Annotated in this window: 20 protein-coding genes and 1 pseudogene; 19 read left to right on the top strand and 2 right to left on the bottom strand. The window is 60.8% G+C overall.

What is annotated here, in order from left to right; all coding sequences use genetic code 11:
• Positions 1-167: 167 nt before the first annotated feature.
• Positions 168-1,142 (top strand): annotated as a pseudogene (locus FY528_RS16540) (PLP-dependent cysteine synthase family protein); the annotation flags it as partial.
• Positions 1,143-1,187: 45 nt separating this feature from the next.
• Positions 1,188-1,595, top strand: a complete 408-nt coding sequence (locus FY528_RS16535) for a response regulator (RefSeq protein ID WP_149072136.1) — start codon at positions 1,188-1,190, stop codon at positions 1,593-1,595.
• A gap of 203 nt (positions 1,596-1,798) precedes the next feature.
• Here the strand turns inward: FY528_RS16535 and ade are convergent, their stop codons facing one another.
• Complete coding sequence (gene ade, locus FY528_RS16530; protein ID WP_149072135.1) at positions 1,799-3,454, bottom strand: adenine deaminase; 1,656 nt, start codon at positions 3,452-3,454, stop codon at positions 1,799-1,801.
• A 118-nt stretch (positions 3,455-3,572) separates the two neighbouring features.
• Here ade and FY528_RS21625 point away from each other — a divergent pair, with 118 nt between their 5' ends.
• The 8 genes from FY528_RS21625 (at position 3,573) to FY528_RS16495 (ending at position 8,617) form a co-directional block, all read left to right on the top strand.
• Complete coding sequence (locus FY528_RS21625) at positions 3,573-3,698, top strand: hypothetical protein (protein ID WP_262384034.1); 126 nt, start codon at positions 3,573-3,575, stop codon at positions 3,696-3,698.
• A gap of 37 nt (positions 3,699-3,735) precedes the next feature.
• A complete protein-coding gene (locus tag FY528_RS16525) occupies positions 3,736-4,374 on the top strand; it encodes a hypothetical protein (protein WP_149072134.1) in 639 nt (212 codons plus the stop codon).
• Between the two features lie 16 nt (positions 4,375-4,390).
• Positions 4,391-4,786: a hypothetical protein gene (locus FY528_RS16520; protein ID WP_149072133.1), complete on the top strand. Its 396-nt coding sequence runs from the start codon at positions 4,391-4,393 to the stop codon at positions 4,784-4,786.
• A gap of 129 nt (positions 4,787-4,915) precedes the next feature.
• Complete coding sequence (locus tag FY528_RS16515; RefSeq protein WP_149072132.1) at positions 4,916-5,329, top strand: hypothetical protein; 414 nt, start codon at positions 4,916-4,918, stop codon at positions 5,327-5,329.
• Positions 5,326-6,054, top strand: coding sequence for a (d)CMP kinase (cmk, locus tag FY528_RS16510; RefSeq protein WP_149072131.1), 729 nt, complete (start codon positions 5,326-5,328; stop codon positions 6,052-6,054). The genes FY528_RS16515 and cmk overlap by 4 nt, the downstream gene beginning before the upstream one ends.
• Positions 6,055-6,119: 65 nt before the next feature.
• Positions 6,120-7,004, top strand: coding sequence for a 4-hydroxy-3-methylbut-2-enyl diphosphate reductase (locus tag FY528_RS16505; protein ID WP_149072130.1), 885 nt, complete (start codon positions 6,120-6,122; stop codon positions 7,002-7,004).
• An 81-nt stretch (positions 7,005-7,085) separates the two neighbouring features.
• The gene (locus FY528_RS16500) at positions 7,086-7,637 is read left to right on the top strand and encodes a DUF502 domain-containing protein (protein ID WP_149072129.1); all 552 of its coding nucleotides are present in this window, start codon (positions 7,086-7,088) and stop codon (positions 7,635-7,637) included.
• A 188-nt stretch (positions 7,638-7,825) separates the two neighbouring features.
• Positions 7,826-8,617, top strand: coding sequence for an alpha/beta fold hydrolase (locus tag FY528_RS16495; protein WP_149072128.1), 792 nt, complete (start codon positions 7,826-7,828; stop codon positions 8,615-8,617).
• A 1-nt stretch (position 8,618) separates the two neighbouring features.
• Here the strand turns inward: FY528_RS16495 and FY528_RS16490 are convergent, their stop codons facing one another.
• On the bottom strand, positions 8,619-9,182 hold the full coding sequence (locus FY528_RS16490) for an O-acetyl-ADP-ribose deacetylase (protein ID WP_149072127.1): 564 nt from the start codon (positions 9,180-9,182) through the stop codon (positions 8,619-8,621).
• 163 nt (positions 9,183-9,345) lie between these two features.
• On the opposite strand from FY528_RS16490, the gene FY528_RS16485 reads away from it, so the two are divergent.
• The 9 genes from FY528_RS16485 (at position 9,346) to FY528_RS16445 (ending at position 20,848) form a co-directional block, all read left to right on the top strand.
• Positions 9,346-9,636: a 2TM domain-containing protein gene (locus FY528_RS16485; protein ID WP_149072126.1), complete on the top strand. Its 291-nt coding sequence runs from the start codon at positions 9,346-9,348 to the stop codon at positions 9,634-9,636.
• 66 nt (positions 9,637-9,702) lie between these two features.
• The gene (locus FY528_RS16480) at positions 9,703-10,827 is read left to right on the top strand and encodes a PQQ-dependent sugar dehydrogenase (RefSeq protein WP_149072125.1); all 1,125 of its coding nucleotides are present in this window, start codon (positions 9,703-9,705) and stop codon (positions 10,825-10,827) included.
• Positions 10,828-11,112: 285 nt separating this feature from the next.
• The gene (locus FY528_RS16475) at positions 11,113-11,586 is read left to right on the top strand and encodes an ATP-dependent zinc protease family protein (protein WP_149072124.1); all 474 of its coding nucleotides are present in this window, start codon (positions 11,113-11,115) and stop codon (positions 11,584-11,586) included.
• A gap of 67 nt (positions 11,587-11,653) precedes the next feature.
• Positions 11,654-12,598, top strand: coding sequence for a 30S ribosomal protein S6--L-glutamate ligase (gene rimK / locus FY528_RS16470; RefSeq protein ID WP_149072123.1), 945 nt, complete (start codon positions 11,654-11,656; stop codon positions 12,596-12,598).
• A 168-nt stretch (positions 12,599-12,766) separates the two neighbouring features.
• The gene (locus FY528_RS16465; protein WP_187632161.1) at positions 12,767-15,136 is read left to right on the top strand and encodes an RCC1 domain-containing protein; all 2,370 of its coding nucleotides are present in this window, start codon (positions 12,767-12,769) and stop codon (positions 15,134-15,136) included.
• A gap of 249 nt (positions 15,137-15,385) precedes the next feature.
• Positions 15,386-16,474 carry a succinylglutamate desuccinylase/aspartoacylase family protein gene (locus tag FY528_RS16460; protein ID WP_149072121.1) on the top strand — a complete coding sequence of 363 codons (1,089 nt, stop codon included), beginning with the start codon at positions 15,386-15,388 and terminating at the stop codon, positions 16,472-16,474.
• Positions 16,475-16,583: 109 nt separating this feature from the next.
• Entirely contained in the window at positions 16,584-17,216 is a 633-nt protein-coding gene (locus FY528_RS16455; RefSeq protein WP_149072120.1) for an OmpH/Skp family outer membrane protein, read from the top strand.
• 265 nt (positions 17,217-17,481) lie between these two features.
• The gene (locus FY528_RS16450) at positions 17,482-19,845 is read left to right on the top strand and encodes a TonB-dependent receptor (RefSeq protein ID WP_149072119.1); all 2,364 of its coding nucleotides are present in this window, start codon (positions 17,482-17,484) and stop codon (positions 19,843-19,845) included.
• Between the two features lie 10 nt (positions 19,846-19,855).
• Positions 19,856-20,848, top strand: a complete 993-nt coding sequence (locus FY528_RS16445) for a DUF4249 domain-containing protein (RefSeq protein ID WP_187632160.1) — start codon at positions 19,856-19,858, stop codon at positions 20,846-20,848.
• Positions 20,849-21,091: the final 243 nt, after the last annotated feature.

Below are 21,091 nucleotides of genomic sequence, written 5' to 3'. Positions count from 1 at the left end.
GGCTTTTTTAGGTGGAGCGCGAAGCCTTGTTTGCCATGGGCCGGGCGGGGCAGAAGCCGATGGGGCTTGGCGGGTGGAGGACTTTCCAGGAAAGCCGGCCCGGCCCCCGGGCTACGGCGGCAAATCCGTACCTTTGCCGGCTCTCACCCAGATGACCTTTTCTGATAATGTACCTGAATAATATTGTTGAAGCCATTGGCAACACGCCCCTGGTCAAGCTCAATAAAGTAGCCGACGGCATCAAGGGCACCGTGCTGGCCAAAGTGGAATACTTCAACCCCGGCAACTCGGTGAAGGACCGCATGGCCGTGAAAATGGTGGAAGATGCCGAAAAAGCCGGTATTCTGAAGCCCGGGGGCACCATCATCGAAGGCACCAGCGGCAACACGGGCATGGGCCTGGCCCTGGCCGCCATTGCCAAGGGCTACCAGTGCATCTTCGTGATGAGCGACAAGCAGAGCAAGGAAAAGCAGGACATTCTGCGGGCCGTGGGCGCCCAGGTGGTAGTGTGCCCCGTTGATGTGGCCCCCGAAGACCCGCGCAGCTACTACTCCGTGGCGCGCCGCCTGAGCCAGGAAACGCCCAACTCGTTCTACCCCAACCAGTACGACAACCTCTCCAACACCGCGGCCCACTACGAAAGCACCGGCCCCGAAATCTGGCAGCAGACGGAAGGCACCATCACCCACCTGGCCTGCGGCGTGGGCACCGGCGGCACCATCTGCGGCACGGCTAAGTACCTGAAAGAGCAGAACCCCAGCCTCGTGGCCGTGGGCCTCGACACCTACGGCTCGGTGTTCAAGAAGTACAAGGAGACGGGTATTTTCGACGAAAACGAAATCTACCCGTACAAGACCGAAGGCATCGGGGAAGACATTCTGCCCAAGAACGTTGACTTCGACCTCATCGACCTGTTTATCAAGGTAACCGACCAGGATGCGGCCGTGATGACGCGCCGCCTGGCCAAAGAAGAAGGCTTGTTCGTGGGCTGGTCGTGCGGCTCGGCCGTGCATGGCGCCCTCGAATACGCCAAAGAACACCTGAAGGAGGGCGACACCATGGTTATCATCCTGCCCGACCACGGCACGCGCTACCTCGGCAAAATCTACAACGACGACTGGATGCAGGCCCAGGGCTGGCTCTAAGCTACCCCTGTACCTTCCCCTGCCGGCTTTATCCTCTTCCTTATGACGCAGAAGTTGCAGCGCATTGTGCTGGTCGACGACAACGAAACCACCAGCTTCCTGAATAACCGCCTGCTCAACCGCCTGGAGGTAGCCGAGCAAATTCAGACGTTTTCCAAGGCCGAGCAGGCCTTTCAGGAACTCTGGGGCGGGCCAAACGCGCAGCCCCGCGCCGATGCCCCCAACCTGGTATTCGTGGACCTGAAAATGCCCGGTATGGACGGCTTCGAGTTTCTGGAGCTCTTCAACAAGCTGCCTGATGCCGTGCGCGGGCAAACCGTTATGGCCGTGCTTACCACTTCCATGCACGCCGCCGACACCGCCCGCGTGGCCCAGTACCCCGATGTGGAGTACCTGGCCAAGCCCCTGACGGAGGAGAAGATGCAGAAGCTGCTGAAAAAGCGTTTTTGAGCGGTCATGACGGGTAGGTGACGGGTCATTGCGAGGCAGAGCCGAAGCAATCCGTCCTGAACAAACCCGGCCCCGTTCTTCTACCAGAAAGCCCCTGACGTCCCCGCGGATGTCAGGGGCTTTTCACAGCCCAGGGCTTGGTCCATTGCCCGGGACGGATTGCTTCGCGCTGCTCGCAATGACAGCGAAAACGCTGCTTGCCACTACACCACGGCTTCCACGAACCGGAAAGCTTCCCCATCGAACAGACCTTTGTCGCTGAGCTTGAGGCTGGGAATCACCAGCAGGGCCATAAACGACAGCGTCATGAACGGGGCCTGGAGCGGGGAGCCGAGCTGCTTGGCCAGCGCGTCCACGGCGGCGTAGGCCTCGGCCACGTGGTAGCCTTCCCGGTCCGACATCAGGCCTGCCACCGGTAGTGGCAAAACTAGCTCCTGCCCGTCGGGGCCGACGGCAGCCAAGCCACCGCGGGCTTCCATTACCAGATTTACGGCCCGGGCCAAGCTTTCGTCGTCGCAGCCTACGGCCGTAATGTTGTGCGAATCGTGGCCCACGGAACTGGCCAGGGCGCCGCCTTTCAAACCAAAGCCCTGGATAAAGGCCACGGCCGGCGCGGCCGGTTGGTAGCGGTTCACTACACTTAGCTTGAGAACGTCCCGCGCTACCTCGGGCAGCACCAGACCATTTTCTGTGCGGGCGGGCACGTCGTGGCGGGCCGTAATCAGCTGCCCGTCGAAGCACTCAATCACGCGCACCGTAGCGGCGGGCTGGGGCGCAGGCAGCTGAAAATCTTCGGCCCGCACGGTGGAGGCCACAAAGTTGTTGACCACGGCCACCGGCCCGGCCGGAATACGCGTCTGTCCGTTTTCAGCGACCAGCTGCCCGTCCAGGTACGTTTGGCGCACCCGGAAATCGGTCAGGTCGTCGACCATGATAAAGTCGGCCGCGTCGCCTACGCGTAGCAGGCCCACGGGCAGGCGGTAGTGCTCCACGGGGTTGCGGCAGGCCACGCGCAGCACCTTCAGCACCTCCTGGCCCCGGGCCACGGCGCGCTGGACCAGCTGGTTGATGTGGCCCAGCACCAGCGTATCGGGGTGCTTGTCGTCGGAGCAGAACATCAGGTGTTCGTAGTGCGCCGGCAGTAAGTCAATCAGCGCTTCGAAGTTGCGGGCCGCCGAGCCTTCCCGAATCAGAATTTTCATGCCCACGGCCAGCTTGTCCAGGGCTTCTTCGGCCGTGAAGCACTCGTGGTCGGTGCTGATGCCCGCCTCAGCGTAGTGGCGGGCGTCCTCGCCGCGCAGGCCGGGCGCGTGCCCGTCCACGGGGCGCCCGTACTGCCGGGCCAGCCTGATTTTCTCCATGACATTGGCGTCGCGGCCGAGCACGCCGGGCCAGTTCATCATCTCGGCCAGGTACCCGATTTCGGGGTGGTCTTTGAATAATAGCTCGATGTCGGCGGCCGTTATTTCGGCCCCGGCCGTTTCGAAGGGCGTGGCCGGCACGCACGACGGGGCCCCGAAGCAGAACTTAAACGGCACCTGCGCCGCGCTCTGAAGCATGTACCGCACACCCGCCACGCCCAGCACGTTCCCGATTTCGTGCGGGTCGGACACCGTAGCCACGGTACCGTGTGTTACGGCCAGCCGGGCAAACTCTGCGGGCACCAGCAAGGAGCTTTCCACGTGCACGTGGGCATCTACAAAGCCAGGCAGGGCGTAGGGGAGGGAGGCGTCGGGCTCGGTGGCGCCGGTAGGCTCAACGGCCGCAATGCGCCCGGCCGCTACGCGTACCGTGGCCGGGCGGATGGTGTTGGCAAACAAGTCGACCACATTGGCCAGCAGGGAAAAATCAGCAGACATAGGCAGCATACTACAAGGGCAACGGGTGGCATTGCGGGGTAAAGAACCTTAACTTTACGTACATTTTAGCAAGGTTTCTGCCGTGAGAAAGAGTATTTCCCTGTTTTTGGTCGCGTGCATGCTGCTTCTGGTGGGCAGTGCCGCTACGGGCTGCGCGCGCAACTCGTCCCTGCAAAAGAAAACGGCCTCCTACAAGCGCAAAGCCAAGAGCGGTAAGATTCCGTGCCCCTGCGAAAGTCATTAGGGGGCAGGGGTTATTCTAATGCCTAAAATATGTCCATATGAAGCATACTACTATCTATAAGCTGCTATTCTCCGCTGGGTTGGGCATGCTGGCCGGCTCGGCGCAAGCCCAGTACGGAAATAATGCCTTGCCGAAAATTATTACGTATAAGCCAGGTGTCTACCAGCTGCAGGATGGGAGCTGGCGTGCTGGTCAGTTGTACGCTGATGCCGGTGAGCATCTGCGGGTGCGCAACCCCGACGATAAAAAGATTACGGAGTACCAACCCAACGAAGTGCAAACGTTCGTGTTGGCCCTCGACACCTTCAGAGTGGTGCGGGGAGTAGATATTTCGGCCCGACGTCGCTTGTCCAGCGCTTTTGCCAGGCAGCTTTACCGGGCAGGCAGTTTCACGGTTTTTGAGTTGGAGCATAGTGTGCCCGGGGCGGTGGGCGTCTTGGCTCTCGGCGTCACGGAACAGTATAGCCTGGTCGTCCAGCCACGTACCGGCGACGGAGTGCGGGTCCCTGCTACCAGAGGCGCTTTCGAAAAAGCCATGCTGCCACTCGTTGGTGATTGTCCGGAACTAGCCACCAAAATCAAGGCAGGCAAACTAGGGAAGCAACACCTGCGCGAAATCCTGACCACCTACATCCAGTGGGAGCGTACAAAATCACAACCCACCGGCCAGCAATAGTTCTAATTGATCATTCATGTCTTCCGAATCTCCCCTTGCCTCCCTGCGTGCCGCTGCCGAAGCCGTACGCCAGCAGCTCCAGGTAAATGCCTTCGACGCCGCCGCCGTGCAGCGCCTTTCCGACCTGATTGAGGTCCAGCGCCCAGCTATTCAACCGGCCGACCGCGAAGGCGTGATAATGGCGCTGGGCTGCTTTCTGGGGCAGTGCATGGTAGACACGTATCAGGGTGAGTGGGCGGCCGGGCCCGATGGCAGCACGGGCGTGGGGCTGGCCGGAAGACTATTTTTCAACCCCTTCTTCTTGGTAAGCGAGCAGCTGAAAAAAGGCTTAGAGCAGTCGGTATCCACCTTTTTCGCTTCTATTCCGCAGCGGTTGGAGGCCCCGCAACAGCGCAAAAGCTGGATAAAATAAGAATTTTTGAAGAATAATTTCATTTTTCCGCACTGATTAAATATACTTACTCAACCCACCCTGAGTCCACCCGGAAACACACCTATGGTTGAGTAAACTGGTCAGCTGAGAAGCTGGTCGCAATGAGCAGTGGAAGAATTACGTGCAGCCGCCGAAGCAGTGCGGCAAAACCTGAACATTTCGTCCTTCGACGAGAAAGCCGTGCAAACGCTGGCGCAGTTTATTGAGAAAGAACGCGCTAGCGTGCCCGAAACCGAGCGGGCCGGCGTCATCAACGCCCTGGGGTGCTTTCTGGGCGAGTGCATTGCCCGCAGCTTCGGGGGCCAGTGGCACCGGGCCGACAACGGGGAAGTAGGCATCCGGCTCGGCAGCCGAACGTTTGTCAACCCGTTCGGCTCCGTTGAAAAACAATTGCTGCACGGCGCCGTCGATGCCGTGCTGAGCTTGTTTCGGGAGGTGGCGCCCACATTAGCACCGGCAGCTGTAACGCGGAGAACGTGGATACCGCTACCTTTGCCCCCGCGCCGATCCATCTCATCATGAAACAACTCGTCATTGCCATTGATGGCTACTCCTCGTGCGGGAAAAGCACCACGGCCAAGGCCGTTGCCGCTGAGTTAGGCTATGCCTACATCGACACGGGAGCCATGTACCGGGCAGTGACGTTGTACTTGCTGGAACACAGCATTGGTTTCGAGGAGCTGCCGCGCATTGAGCAGGCCCTGCACGATATGACGATTTCGTTTAAGCGTAACCGCCGCACGGGCCGCAACGAGCTGTGCCTGGACGGAGAAATTCGCGAGGACGAAATTCGGCAGATGCGCATTTCCAACTCCGTAAGCGAAGTTTCGGTGATTCCGGCCGTGCGCCATGCTATGGTACGCCAGCAGCAGCGCATGGGCCGCAAGCGCGGCATCGTGATGGACGGCCGCGACATCGGCACCACCGTGTTTCCCGATGCCGAGGTGAAGATTTTCATGACGGCCGATACCCGCACGCGCGCCCTGCGCCGCCAGGAGGAGCTGGCCGTGAAGGGCGAGCAGGTAGAACTCGAAGCTATTATCGACAACCTCGTCAAGCGTGACCACCTCGACTCCACGCGGGCCGAAAGCCCCCTGCGCCGGGCCGCCGACGCGGTGCTCCTCGATACGTCCCATATTACCATCGACGAGCAGGTGGATTTCGTCCTGGAGCGCGTGTCGGCCGTATTACTGGCTACTGCCGCGGCTAACTCCGGCCACTGGGCCGGCAGTGAATCCGTGCGCTAGCGGCCCGTACATTTCGGGCGCGAAAGTTGCACCACATCTTGGCCAGCGTTGTTGAGAAAGAATCTATGAACGTTACCATCGATAAACATTCCGGGTATTGCTTCGGCGTCGAGTTTGCTATTCAAATGGCGGAAGACGAGCTGGCGCACCAGTCCACCCTGTACTGCCTGGGCGATATTGTGCACAACCGTATGGAGGTGGAGCGCCTGCATGCGTTGGGCCTGCGCATCATCGACCGGGAGCAGCTAGGAACGTTACACGACTGCAAAGTGCTGATTCGGGCCCACGGCGAGCCGCCAGAAACCTATCAGTTGGCCCTGGAAAACAACCTGGAGCTGATTGATGCTTCCTGCCCGGTGGTGCTCAAGCTCCAGAACCGCGTAAAGCACGCCTTTGATGCTACCACCCGCCAGGATGGGCAGATTGTGCTTTACGGCCAGCCCGGCCACGCCGAAGTGACGGGTCTGAACGGGCAGACGGGTAACCGCGCCATCATCGTGATGAACGAGGAGGACCTCAGCCAGATTGATTTCACGCGCCCCGTTACCCTGTTCAGCCAGACCACCAAAAGTACGGCGGGCTTCTACCGCATGAAGCAGCTGATGGAGGAGCGCATTCAGGCGGCCGGGGGCTCCCTGGAGGCTTTTGATGCCAACGACAGCATCTGCCGGCAGGTAAGCAACCGCGAGCCGGCCCTGCGCCGCTTTGCCATCGAGCACGACATTATCATCTTTGTGAGCGGGCGCAAAAGCTCCAATGGCAAAGCTCTGTTCTCCGTCGTCAACCAAACCAACCCGCGCAGTTACTTCGTGGAAAACGAGCAGGAGCTGGATGAAACCTGGTTTGAGGGCGCGCACTCGGTGGGCATCTGTGGGGCTACCAGCACGCCCATGTGGCTGATGCAGCGCGTAGCCGACCGGATTTCCGCTGTGCCCGAAGCGGCCGTATAGATCCGTCGCCTGATTCGCGTGTAGTCATTTTCTCAGGCCCGGCCATTTTGGCCGGGCTTTCTTGCGTAGCTTCCGCCTGCTATGGGTAAACTCATCAAATATTTCCTCAACGGGCTGCTGCTGGTAGCGCCCATCGTGCTGACGGTGTACATCCTGGTGGCCCTGTTTTTCTGGGTTGATGGGCTGATGAACATCGACAGTGAAAAATACCCCGGCCTGGGGCTGCTCACCATGTTTGTGCTTGTCACGGTGGTAGGGTTTGTTGCCCGCTCCCTGGCCGTGCGCCCCTTGCTGGTGCTGGCCGAGCGGATTTTGCACCGCACCCCGTTGGTGAGCATCATCTATTCCAGCCTAAAGGACCTGTTTGATGCCTTCGTAGGCGACAACCAGAAGTTTAACCGCCCGGTGCTGGTGTGCGTGAACCAGGAAACCAAGGCCTACCGCCTCGGCTTTGCCACCTGCGACGACATTGCCGGCCTGCACCGCCCCGAGCTGATGGCCGTATACTATCCGCACTCCTACAACTTCTCGGGCGAGCTACAGCTGGTGCCCAAGGAAAGCGTAACCTACCTGGAGCTGCCCAGCAGTGAAGTCATGAAGTTCATCGTGTCCGGCGGCGTATCGAAGCTGTAAATGGCTGATGAGGTGACAGGTAAGGGGCGTTAGGCGCTGGCGGCAGAATTAGCCAGCTTGCTGACGCGTCTGCCCGCCGAAGAATAGAAGCTAGTCTTTTGACTGTCGGCCGCTCCAGCGGCCATCCACCGCCCGCGCCACATCAGCCGTACACGGCTTTTACGTGTCACCTCACCTCACCCAGCCCCATGAAAACCCTGCTCAACTACCGGCGCTATGGAACCGGGCCGCGGGTGGTGCTGGCGTTTCACGGCTACGGGCAGCAGGAAAGCTACTGGCGCAGCTGGCTGGATGTACTGGGACCGGATGTTTCAGTGCTGAGCTTCGACCTGTTCTACCACGGCCGCAGCCGCCTGGCCCATCCCGATGCTCCGCTCAACAAAAACCGCCTGGGCGAGCTGCTGAATGATGTACTGGTGCAGGAAAACGTGGGCAACTTCGGGCTGCTGGCCTTTAGTATGGGCGCCAAGTTTGCTCTCACGCTGCTGGAACAATACCCCGAAAGGGTAGAAAAGCTCTGGCTGATTGCCCCCGACGGCCTGCAACGGCAGTTCTGGTATTCGCTGGCTACGTATCCGCCCTGGATGCGCGGGGTGCTGGGCCGGGCCGTGCTGCGCCCCCAGCGCCTGCTGGGCTGGCTTGATACCCTGGAGGAGCGCCGCCTGGTACACAGCGGCCTCGTGCGCTTTGCCCGCTGGCAGCTCGACAGCCGCGAAAAGCGTCTGCGCGTGTACCGCAGCTGGCTGGGCTTTCGGTCGCTCACGTTTCAGCTCTCAAAGCTCAGCCGGCTCCTCAATCAGCACCAGATACCAGTCACATTCTTCCTGGGCCGCCACGACCAAGTAATTCCGCACGCTGGGCTGGCGCGGTTTATTGCCAGCATCAAAGGAGCGCAAACGGTGCTACTGGACACGGGGCACGGTGGGCTGCTCTACGATGTGGCCGCCTACCTGCGCCGGCACCCCGAGGTGCGCTGGTAGCTCAGGCCTGCAGCGCTTGTTCGTAGAAGCGGCGGGCTTCCTCATCAAAAACCACGAAAACCACGGTGCCGGGAAACGCATGCTCCCCCAGAAACGCCCGCGCCTCTCGCACCGCTATAGCCGCCGCCTCAGCCTTGGGATACCCATAGATGCCTGTGCTGATACCCGGAAACGCTACGCTTGCCACTTGCTGCTGCTCGGCCAGGGCCAGACTATGGCGGTAGCAGCAAGCCAGCAGCTCCGGCTCCTGCTTGTGGCCACCCTGCCAAACCGGCCCTACGGTGTGAATAACGTAGCGCGCCGGCAAGCGGCCGCCGGTAGTCAGCACGGCCGCGCCGGGTTGGCAGCCGCCCTGCCGCGCCCGAATCTGCCGGCACGCTTCCAAAATGGCCGGGCCACCCGCCCGGTGAATGGCGCCATCAACGCCTCCGCCTCCGAGTAGGCTGGTGTTGGCGGCATTCACAATGGCTTCGGTGTCGAGCTTGGTGATGTCGCCCTGGTAGAGGCGGATGCGGCCGAAGGCGGGGGCGTCGCGCCAGTAAGCAAGTGGAGTAGGAGAGGGCATAAAATTGGCAGAAAGACAGCTTCAGTATAAGGCGGATTTTCGTTCGGTAGGTGGTTTCGACGCCTCAACCCGGAGAATCGACGCTTCGGCAAAGTAAAAGGGAAAAGCGTGGCCGCGTCGGGTAGGTTTGAAGCATCAATCACCTCAAAACGACGCCTGCCCCATGGAAACGACCACTACTCCCCGCGACCCCCAACTCTGGCGAATGGCCAAAGCCCGCGCCAAATTCAAGTCCCATCTGTTCACGTACGTGGCGGTGAACTCCCTGCTGTGGGTTATCTGGTTCGTGACGGGCCGCGACGCCGACCCGCTGCCGTGGCCCGTGTGGTCGACACTTTTTTGGGGCATTGGCGTGTTTTTTCAGGGGTTGGGCACCTACGGAAACCTGGGCCGCGGGCAGCTTTCCGAACGTGAGTACGAGCGGCTCCTGCGCCAGCGCGAGGGGCAACAATAAGTACTGCTAATGCCAGCTCAGGGTAAATGACGCAACCTTAGCGGCGGCGGGCTGGTTTCAGGCAGTATGAAACTGCGCCACCTTCTTCCGCTTGCCGTGCTGGCCCCGCTGGCTTTGGCTTTTACGACGGCCCCCGCGCCCACGGCCGCCGATACCAACCTCACCAAAATCAAGCTCCCCAAGGGCTTCGTCATCAGTTACTTTGCCCAGGGCGTGAAAAGTGCCCGTGAACTGGCCGTAGGCCCTGATGGCACTGTGTACGTAGGCACCAAGGACGACAAAGTGTACGCCCTGCCCGACCGCAACAAAGATGGCCGCGCCGATGAAGTGGTGACGGTGGCCACCGGCCTGAACTCGCCCAACGGCGTAGCCGTGCGCAACGGGGCCCTGTACGTGGGCGAAATTCACCGCATTGTGCGCTACGACAACATTGCCGCGCGTCTCCGGCAGAAGCCCAAGCCCGTGGTGGTGTACGACAAGCTGCCCAACGAAGAGTGGCACGGCTTCAAGTACATCAGCTTCGGGCCCGATGGCAAGCTCTACGTGCCGGTGGGCGCGCCCTGCAATGTGTGCGAGCCGGAAGAGCCCATCTACGCCACCATCAACCGCCTCAACGCCGATGGCACCGGCCTCGAAACGGTAGCCTACGGGGTGCGCAACACCGTGGGCTTCGACTGGAGCCCCCAGGACAAGGCCCTATGGTTTACCGATAACGGCCGCGACCAGCTGGGCGACAACCTGCCCGCCGACGAGTTGAACCGCGCCACCAGCCCCGGTCAGCACTTTGGCTTCCCGTACTTCTTTGCTGGCGACGTGCGCGACCCGCAGTTTGGCACCGGCAAAAACCAGGGCACCTACGTGGCCCCAGCCCAGAAGCTGGGGCCGCACGTGGCGGCGCTGGGCATGAAGTTCTACACCGGCAAGCAGTTCCCGGCTCAGTACCGCAACCAGATATTCATTCCCGAGCATGGCTCCTGGAACCGCAGTAAGAAGCTCGGCTACCGCATCAGCCTCGTGCGCCTCGATGCCACCGGGAAAAAGGCGCTAGGCTACGAAACCTTTGCCGAAGGCTGGCTGCAGGGCCAGCAAAGCTGGGGCCGCCCCGTGTGCCTGTTGGTGCTGGCCGATGGCTCCTTGCTCGTCTCCGACGACCAGAACGACGCCGTGTACCGCATCAGCTACAAAGGATAGTTAATGGGCGAATGTGGTTGAATGTGCTGCGCTTCGCTAAGGTGCTAATGAGGAACTGTCATGGCGAGCGGCGCGAGCCATCTGTCCTGCACAAAACCAGACACGACCTTTTACCAAAAAGCCCTTTCTCGTACGCAGCGGGAAAGGGCTTTTACATTTCAGGTCTGACACGTTGCCCAGGACGGATAACGTCGTGCCTCTTCGCCATGACCGCCCCTCATTAGCACCTTAGCAAAGCGCAGCACATTCAACCACATTCGCCCATTAGCCTCTATCTTGCCCCGCATGAGAAAGCAGCGAGTACCCAAGCGCGTAGTAGGGCGGCGCGAGTTGGTGGACTTCCCGGAGTTCCAAATCTGGGGCGTAGAGGCAAAGGTGGATACCGGCGCTTATACCGGGGCCATTCACTGCTCCAACATGCACGTGGAAACCCGCCCCGATGGGCGGCAGGTGCTACACGTGCAGCTGCTCGACCCCTCACATCCCAACTTCGACGGCACGCCCATGCAGTTTGCCTCGTTCTCGCTCCGGGATATTCGCTCCTCCAACGGCGAGGTGCAGGAACGCTACGTTATCCGGGCGGTGTTACGGCTGTTCGACGAGGATTTTGAAACAGAATTCTCGCTTTCCGACCGTTCCGACATGCGCTACCCCGTGCTTATTGGCCGCACGCTGCTGCGCCAGGGCCGTTTTCTGGTGGACGTGATGCGGCGTAACGTTTCGCACCGCATGGCCCAGCGTCCGGCCCATCAGCGCTAATCCAGGCGTCGTTTCGCATCTTTGCAGTCCGCTTCGGCTCCTTCTACCCCCTCTAAGCACTCCTCCAATGAAACTGGCGATTTTGTCGCGCGAGCCGAAGCTTTACTCCACTACCCGCCTGGTAGAGGCCGCCGCCCAGCGCGGCTACGAGGCGGTAGTGGTTGATCATCTGCAGTGTAACCTGGTACTCGAAAAGGGTGCCCCCAGCATTATTTACCAGGGCCAGCCCCTCACCGGCTTCGACGCTATTATTCCCCGAATTGGGGCCTCCGTTACGTTCTACGGCACGGCCGTGGTGCGCCAGTTTGAGATGATGAAGGTGCGCACGGCCATCGAAAGCCAGGCCATTGTGCGCAGCCGCGACAAGCTTCGCTCCATGCAGATCCTGAGCCGGGCCGGCGTGGGCATGCCCAAAACGGCCTTCACCAACTCCTCCGAGGAAGTGCCCGAGATGATCCGGCAGGTGGGCGGGGCCCCCGTCATCATCAAGCTACTGGAAGGCACCCAGGGCCTGGGCGTAGTGCTGGCCGAAACGGAAAAAGCCGCCCAGTCGGTTATTGAGGCGTTTCACAACCTCAAGGCCCGCATCATTGTGCAGGAGTTTATTGCCGAAAGCAAGGGCGCCGACCTGCGGGCCTTCGTGGTAAACGGGGAAGTAGTGGGCGCCATGAAGCGCCAGGGCAAGGAAGGCGAGTTTCGCTCCAACCTGCACCGGGGCGGCACGGGCAAGCTGGTGAAGCTCACCCGGGCCGAGAAAGCCGCCGCCCTGCTGGCTACCAAAGCCCTGGGCCTGGGCATAGCCGGCGTGGATATGCTGCAAAGTGCCCGCGGCCCGCTGGTGCTGGAAGTCAATTCCTCGCCTGGCCTCGAAGGCATCGAAAAAGCCACCGGCCTCGATATTGCCGGCAAAATCATCGAATACACCGCCGAAATAGCCCGCAAGCGCAAGCCCAAAGCCACCAAATCCGGCAAGTCCGCCCCCAAGGCCATGCCCGATACCCAGGCAGACTAAAGCGGGTTGCCACTGGGTAAAATACCGGCAATAGGAGAGCCGTATCCCCCGGGTATTTCATTAGTTTCGAGGCCGGTAATGCTACCGGCCTCATTATTTATGTTTATGCAGCACTTATCCGCTACCCGTGTTCGGTTTATCCGCACCTCTTTCCGTTTACTGACTGTTTTGGCGGTACTTCTGGGCGGTGGCCGGCACGCTGCCCAGGCTCAGGAGCTGGCCGCTGGAACCAATCATTCACTCTTCATTCATCCCAACGGAACCTTGTGGGCCTGGGGAGATGATACTTATGGGCAGTTGGGTATCGGTAGTGCTTCTGTGCAGAGCGAGCCGACGCAGGTAGGAACCTCCTTATGGCGCACGGTAGGTGCGGGCGAATATTATACCATGGCCATCCGGGCCGATGGTACCCTCTGGGCCTGGGGAGCTAATACCGGCCAGCTTGGCGATGGTACCCGGACTATGCGCAAAACGCCGGTGCAGATAGGTACGGCCACTAACTGGCAAAGTGTCAGCGCCAATTCCTGGCACACCGTAGCTATCCGAACCGATGGTACGCTTTGGGGCTGGGGATATAATTACGGGGGAGTGCTGGGAGACGGCACTACTGTTGACCGTAATGCCCCGGTACAGGTAGGAACGGCTACCAACTGGAAAAGCGTGAGTACCGGCTTTCTATACACGGTAGCCCTCCGTACCGATGGTACCCTCTGGGCCTGGGGTAAGAACCAACTCGGGCAGTTGGGCGATGGTACCACCACCGACCGGACCGCGCCCGTGCAGATAGGCACGGCTACCACCTGGCAAAGCATCAGCTGCAAGGACAACCACACGGTAGCCATCCGGACGGATGGTACGCTCTGGGCCTGGGGCCTCAACGGGGCCGGCCAGCTCGGGGATGGGACCACCACCGACCGCAGGGCCCCGGTACAGATTGGCAAGGCTACCAACTGGCAAAGCGCCAGCGCTGGCCGCGGCTACACCTTGGCTATCCGGCAGGATGGTACGCTGTGGGGGTGGGGAGGCAATGACGTCGGCCAGCTTGGGGATGGGACTACTACCAACCACCTTACCCCAGTGCAGGTTGGCACGGCCAAGACGTGGAGCTACGTTTCCTCCAGCACGCAGACCCTTGCCTGGCGCACGGATGGTACCCTCTGGGCCTGGGGCAACAACACGGACAGCCAGGTAGGCTTTCCGGCTCTGCCCAGAAATACCCGGGTATTGCCTATGCAGATAGGTAACGCGGCCACCTGGCAAAGCATTAGCGCGGGCAATGAATACACGATGGGTGTCCAGGCCGGCGGCTCTTTATGGACCTGGGGCTCTAATAGCTTTGGTAAGCTCGGTAATGGTACTCCCAACGAAGGCCAGTCTACTCCCACGCAAATAGCAGTCGGCCCGACCTGGAAAAGTGTAGCTGCTGGTATTAATCAATCCGCCGCCATCCGGTCCGATGGCACCCTGTGGACCTGGGGATTCAATTTTTACGGTGAGCTGGGTGATGGTACCACGACCAGCCGAAGTACCCCTACGCAAGTGGGCACCGCTACCAACTGGAAAGCTGTAGCGGTTGGCGAGATGCACACCGATGCAATCCGTACAGATGGGTCGCTGTGGACGTGGGGTCGTGTTCCGGAGGGTGGCTCAGCTACTATTCAAACGACGCCCCAACAAGTAAGTGCTGCTACCAGGTGGCAAAGTGTTGCGGCGGGCACGGGCTACACCGTGGCTATCCGTACCGATGGTACGCTCTGGGCTTGGGGAGGTAACACCGGCGGGGTATTGGGCGATGGTACCACTACCAACCGGGCTACGCCCGTGCAGATAGGCACCGCTACTAACTGGCAAAGCGTAAGTGCTGGCATAGCGCACACGCTGGCGGTGCGCACTGATGGGTCGCTGTGGGCCTGGGGAAACAATAGTCGGGGGCAGCTAGGGGATAGAACCACTACAAACCGGGCCATGCCTGAGCGAATTGGCACAGATGCTACTTGGTACAGTGTAAGTGCCTATAACCATCATTCGACGGCTATCAGCACCGATGGCACTTTGTGGACTTGGGGAGATAACCGCGCGGGCCAGCTCGGCGACTTGTTGCCGAACCATACTACCCCCGTACAACTGGGCACGGCTACAACGTGGCAAGAAGTGAAGACAGGATCTACACATACCCTGGCTATCCGCACTGACGGCACCCTCTGGGGCTGGGGAAACAACGCCGGCGGTCAACTTGGTAATGGCCAGCAGGCATACAGCCCCGTGCCCCTGCTCATCTTTGGCTCCTTGCCCACCGTTACCACACCCACCGCCTACACCGCCGCCCTGCACCTGGCTCCCAACCCCGCCCACGACTATGTGAGCCTGCCCGAGCTACCCACAAACGCTAGCCTGCGCCTGCTCGATACCCAGGGGCGGCAGGTGCGTACCGGCCGGGGGCCGCGCCTCTCGGTGCGGGGTCTGGCCCCCGGCCTCTATTTGCTGCAGGCCACCGCGCCCGCACAGCCCGCCCGCACGGCCCGCTTGGTGGTAGAGTAGATCTGCCCCCAAAGCATTGCTTACTCATTTTGCCATTGGGACCCCGCAGAGGCGTTCTATTGCTAAGGTAACCGCGGTCAGACCTCAGCAAGAAGGGTGTTGCTTTGAGCCGTTTCCCACGATGATATAAGCAAAGTTCCTAAGCCCTGCGGGCTGGGCGTATAGTGCTGGATTGACGGCCGTAGCGTACATTCCGTATTCTGATTCGGCCAGCGTACTGCGCCTTATCCCTGCCTTATTTCCTGCTGCATGCTCTCATCCGCCACCTTTGCTCCGCCCGCCGACTTCCACCTCAACGGCCTTACCATCAAACCAGGGGAGCGGGTGACTACGCGGCTGGTGATTTCCAAGCTGCCTTCCGGCACCGTTATCGATGTGCCGGTGAACGTGTACCGCTCTACGGTACCGGGGCCTACGGTGCTGCTGATGGCCGGCATGCACGGGGACGAGGTGAACGGCATTGAAACCATCCGGCGCCTGATCCGGCGGGAGCTGCTGCAGCCATTGCGAGGCTCCATCATTGCCATTCCCCTGCTCAATATTTACGGCTTCCTGAACTTCTCCCGCGAAGTGCCCGACGGCAAAGATGTCAACCGCTCGTTTCCGGGTAACCCGCGCGGGTCCTTGGCCAGCCGCGTGGCCCACCGCTTCATGCGCGAAATCATGCCCCTGGTCGACTACGGCATCGACTTTCATACGGGCGGGGCGGCCCGCTCCAACAGCTCCCAGGTGCGCTGCCTGCTGGGCGAGGACCCCGAGACGGATGCGCTGGCGGCGGCCTTTGCGGCCCCGTTTACCTTGCACTCCGGGCTGCGGCCCGGCTCCTTGCGCGAGGCGGCCATGCGGGAAGGCCGGCGCATTATCGTGTACGAAACGGGGGAGTCGCTGCGGTTTGACGAGGCCGGCATTGAGCTGGCTATGGCCGGGACGTTTCGGGTGCTGCACCACTTGGGCATGGCCCCATCCGCGGCGCCGCCGGCCCGGCCCAGCATCATCTGCCCGCGTCATACCTGGCTGCGGGCCAAGTTTGCGGGCCTGTTTCGCAGTGAGGTGCCGCTGGGCGCTTACCTGGAGAAAGGCCAGGTATTCGGCACCATCACCGACCCCTACGGTGAAATGTCGGTGAAGCTGGAGTCTATTGTCAGTGGCTACGTGGTGGGCCTCAACCACATGCCCGTCGTCAACCAGGGCGACGCTTTGCTGCACGTGGGGCGCACCGATGCAGCCCCGAGCCGGGTGGATCTGAGCCCGCCTTTCGAGGAAAAGCCCTTGCGTTTCTCGGAACCCGAGCCGGAGGACGATGAGCCCGACGCCCCGGCCACTCCGGCAGTAGCTTAACAGCGGCGAGAAAGATATCCGGGCAGCGAAATGCGGGAGCTTACCGCATTTTCCGTTTCTTTGGGTAGCCGTTATTGGGCTGATTTCTCGTTTTCTTCTTTTTTCACGAATGAATAACCCCCTTCGCCTCGTCATCGATGCGGTACTGGTCATTGCGGTGGCCGTATTGTTTTACCTGCACTTCGCCAGCAAGCCCGCCGCCACGCCGGCCCCGGCCCGCAAAGTGGCCGTGAGCACCGACTCTACCAGCCAGGCTACCACCGCCCTGGAAGCCGTAGCCGATACGGATAAAGTCGCCTACGTGGAATCAGAAAAACTGCTGGAAGGCTACCTGGCCATGAAGGAGGCCAAGAAGAGCTTCGAGGCTAAAGTAAAGCGCTGGAGCGCCCAGAACGACGCCATTGGCCGCCAGTTTCAGAGCGCCGTGCAGAAGTACCAGCAAACGGCTGGCGCCCTCACTCAGGAGCAGCGCGCCGCTACCGAGCAGCAGCTGGAGATGCAGCGCGTGAAAGGCGGGCAGGAGCAACAGAAGCTGCAGCAGCAGGCCGCCGAGGAAGAAGCCCGCATGACCAAGCAAGTGCTGGACCGGGTAGATAAACAGGTGGAAGCCTACGGAAAAGCCAACGGCTACCGCCTCATCCTGATTTCGGCGCCCGGCGGGGCTATTGCCTACGGCCGCAAAGACATCAACATCACCAAGGAAGTACTGGCCGACCTGAACGCCGCCTACCAGAAAAAATAGGCAGCCAGCTGGCTGCGTCGGGCCCTTCGATGCGCTGAGCAGCAAAAAGCCCCCGATGACCGTGCGGTGTCGGGGGCTTTTTGCTGCCGCGCAACGAGCTGATACTTACGGAATATTGCGCCTGGCTTTTTTCTGTAAAGGCGGTAATACGCTTCGAAAGCCCATAAAAGTGCTGAGCCGGTTGCAACCCGCCAGCCCGGCGGGGGCTCTTGCCAAAGGCAAGTTGCTCCCCGTTTGCTACGCTCTGCTACCTCTACTCTACGCTATGAAACAACCATTACGCGGCTGGCTGCTGGGCCTGCTGCTCGTGCCGGGCTTTGTCCAGGCTCAGCAAAAGCAAACCATTAGTGGCTACGTGCGCGACGCCGCTACTGGCGAAAACCTGATTGGGGTGGCGGTGGTGCACCCGTCCTCGGGCCAGGGCACGGCCACCAATACCTACGGGTTTTACTCGCTCACGCTGCCCGCCTCCGCCGACTCGGTGCGCCTGGTGGTGAGCTACCTGGGCTACCAGAAGGGGCGGTGGGCGGCGCCGGCCAAGGCCAGCCAGACCCACGATTTCCGGCTGCAGCCCTTGTCGGCGGAGCTGGCCGGGGTAGAAGTGGTGGGCAGCCGGGAAGAGAAAATTGCGCAGAGCACGCGCATGGGTACCATCAACGTGCCCATCACCCAAATCAAAACCCTGCCCGCCCTGCTCGGCGAAACCGATGTGCTGAAGGTGCTGCAACTGCTGCCCGGCGTACAAAGCGGGGGCGAAGGCACCAGCGGCCTGTACGTGCGCGGCGGCTCCCCCGACCAGAACCTGATCTTGCTGGACGGTACGCCGGTGTACAATGCGGCTCACTTGTTCGGCTTCTTTTCCGTGTTCAATGCCGATGCACTCAACAACGTAGAGCTGATCAAGGGGGGCTTTCCGGCCCGCTACGGGGGGCGCCTGTCGTCGGTGCTGGATATTTCTATGAAGGAAGGCAACATGGAGAAATTCCACGGGGAGGGGGCCGTGGGCCTTATTGCCTCCAAAATCACGCTGGAAGGCCCCATCAAGAAAGATACGGCTTCCTTTATCTTCTCGGCCCGCCGCACCTACATCGACATTCTGGCCCAGCCGCTGATTAAGGCGGGGCTGTCGAGTGAGAACAGCAGCGGCTCCCTAGGCTACTTCTTCCACGACCTGAACGGCAAGCTCAACTGGAAAATCAGCTCCCGTGACCGGGTGTACCTGAGCGCCTACACGGGCTACGACAAGTTTTACTCCCGCATCCGCGACAAGTACCAAGACGAGGACTACAACAGCAACAAGGCGGGGCTGGGCTGGGGCAACCTTACCTCGGCCCTGCGCTGGAACCGGGTGCTCAACAACCAGCTGTTTCTCAATACCCACCTCACCTACAGCAAGTACCAGTTCAACATTGGGGTGGAGGAGGAGAGCCGCAACCAGGGCGAGACCGACAAGTTCAGCCTGCGCTACTTCACCAACATCCGGGACGTGAGCCTGAAATCGGACCTGGACTACCTGCCTTCGCCGGACCACTACATCCGGGCCGGGGGCCAGTACATCCTGCACTCCTTTAAGCCGGGCGCCATTCAGGCCAAGGGCTCGGTGGAGGCGGAGGCCCTGAACTCGGTGGCCCAGCTGGGCGCGCACGAGGCCTCGCTCTACGCCGAAGACGACTACCGCGTGAGTGAGCGGCTGAAGGTGAACGGGGGCGTGCGCCTGAACGGCTTTCTGGTGGATGGCAAGCTGTACCCGTCGCTGGAGCCGCGGCTGGCGGCCCGGTTCCTGCTCACTCCCGAGTGGGCATTTAAAGCCTCGTACGCCCGCACTACCCAGTACATTCACCTGCTGGCCAACAGCGGCATTGGGCTGCCCACCGATTTGTGGGTGCCCTCCACGGCCCGCGTAAAGCCCCAGCGCGCCCAGCAGCTGAGCGTCGGTGCCGCCCGCACCCTGCGCCACCACGACCAGGACTACGAGCTGAGCCTGGAGGCCTACTACAAGCCCATGCACAACCTGATTGAGTACCGGGAAGGCGCCAGCTTCCTGGGTACTACCGACAGCAATTGGGAAAACCAGGTGACCAGCGGCCGGGGCTGGGCCTACGGCGGGGAAATCTTCCTGCAAAAGAAGAGCGGCCGCACCACCGGCTGGATTGGCTACACGCTGGCCTGGAGCGAGCGGAAGTTTGCGGCCCTGAACCAGGGCCGGCTGTTCCCCTTTAAGTACGACCGGCGCCACGATGCCTCCCTGGTGGTTATTCACAAACTCAAGGAAAACCTGTTGCTCTCCGGCACGTGGGTGTACGGCACCGGCAACGGGGTAACCCTTTCGGAAGGGCGCTACCGCCTGGGCGTGTACGACCAGTACGACGACTTCGGCCCGCGCAACTCCTACCGCATGCGCGCCTACCACCGCATGGACCTGGACCTGAGCCATACCAAGAAGAAACGCTGGGGAGAAGTTGTGAACAGCTTCTCCCTCTACAACGCCTACAGCCGCAAAAACCCCTATTTCCTGTACCTGCGGGAGGGCCGCACCGATCAGAATGGCAACGAAGTCGAGAAGTCTTCCTACCGGCAGATTTCGCTGTTTCCCATCATTCCGTCCTTCAGCAAAAGCTTCCGCTTCTAACGCCGCTGCTATGAAAACTATAGCTCAATGGCTGCCGCTGGCAGCACTGCTGGGGCTGGCCAGCTGCGAAACCACCGTAGATATCCCGGCCCCCGAGCATACGCCCCGCCTGGCCCTCAGCTACGTGCTCAGCAACCAGCAACCCGACTCCCTGTACTGGCAGACGTACCCCCACCGCCTTCTGACGGTAAGCGTCAGCCAGTCGAACTTCAACACCAAGCCGGTGCGGCAGCCGGTGAATGCGGTGGTGGAACTGCTGGACGCAAATGGCCAGGTGGTGGAGCAATTCCGGGGGCGGTACCGCTACTACAACCCCACTACCCAGGACAGCCTCGACGCTTACTACGTGCCCCGCAACGGCTTTGCGGGGCAGCCGGGCCAGCGCTATACGCTGCGGGCGACCCTGCCGGGCCTGGAAACGGCGGAAAGTACTATGGCCCTACCCGCTCCGGCCACCATCAGTGAGGCTTCCTTTGTTCGCCGCACCACCGACCAGGGAGAATACGCCTTTGCGGGCCGCCTCACGGTGAACGTGCCCGACAACGGCGCCACCGCCGACTACTACCTGGCCACGGCCCGGGTGCTGGATGCCAATGGCCGCTTCTGGGGGCCGCTGGGACCTGATTACCGGGATGAGGACGAAAACGACAGTGGGGTGGACGTTGAGCGGTTCCGGCTATCGGCCAGCTACAACTCCCGGCCCGAAGTATACGCCGACCTGAACGTGAACGGCCGCACCATCGTGCTGGGGCAGAACGTGCAGGGCTACTTTACGGGCGGCTACAACCCGACAAACCCGGGTATTCCTGCGCCGGCCTTCGTGGAAGTAACCATCAGCACCATCACCCGGGAAGCGTACGACTTCTACCAGTCGGTGCAGCGCTACGAGGAAAGCTACGGCAACCCCTTCGCGGAGCCGGCCCCGCTGGCCTCGAATGTGCAGAAGGGGTACGGGCTGTTTGGGGGAGCTACCGACGTGATGTACCGGATACCGATAGAGTAGGGTGTATAGAAGAGAAGGTGTGATTATTTCACTTTTATGTGTTGATACATTTGTTTTTGAAGAACTAATCTTTGTGTTTAAAGAATTGATAAACAACAGGTTGAATTTTTTTTTTAGTTATTTGGCGGTGGTCTAAAAGGTGGTTTTGCTGAATGTTCGTTTCTGTTCGCATTGCCGGTTATGCTCGTCAATAACAAGTTGGATGCGGACGTGGTGCATCTTTAAGCACCGGCTGAACGAGCA

The sequence above is a fragment of the Hymenobacter lutimineralis genome, from assembly GCF_008271285.1.
Lineage (GTDB): Bacteria > Bacteroidota > Bacteroidia > Cytophagales > Hymenobacteraceae > Hymenobacter > Hymenobacter lutimineralis.
The sequence above is the reverse complement of the archived record's forward strand: the minus strand, read 5'-3'. Positions and strand labels throughout refer to the sequence as shown.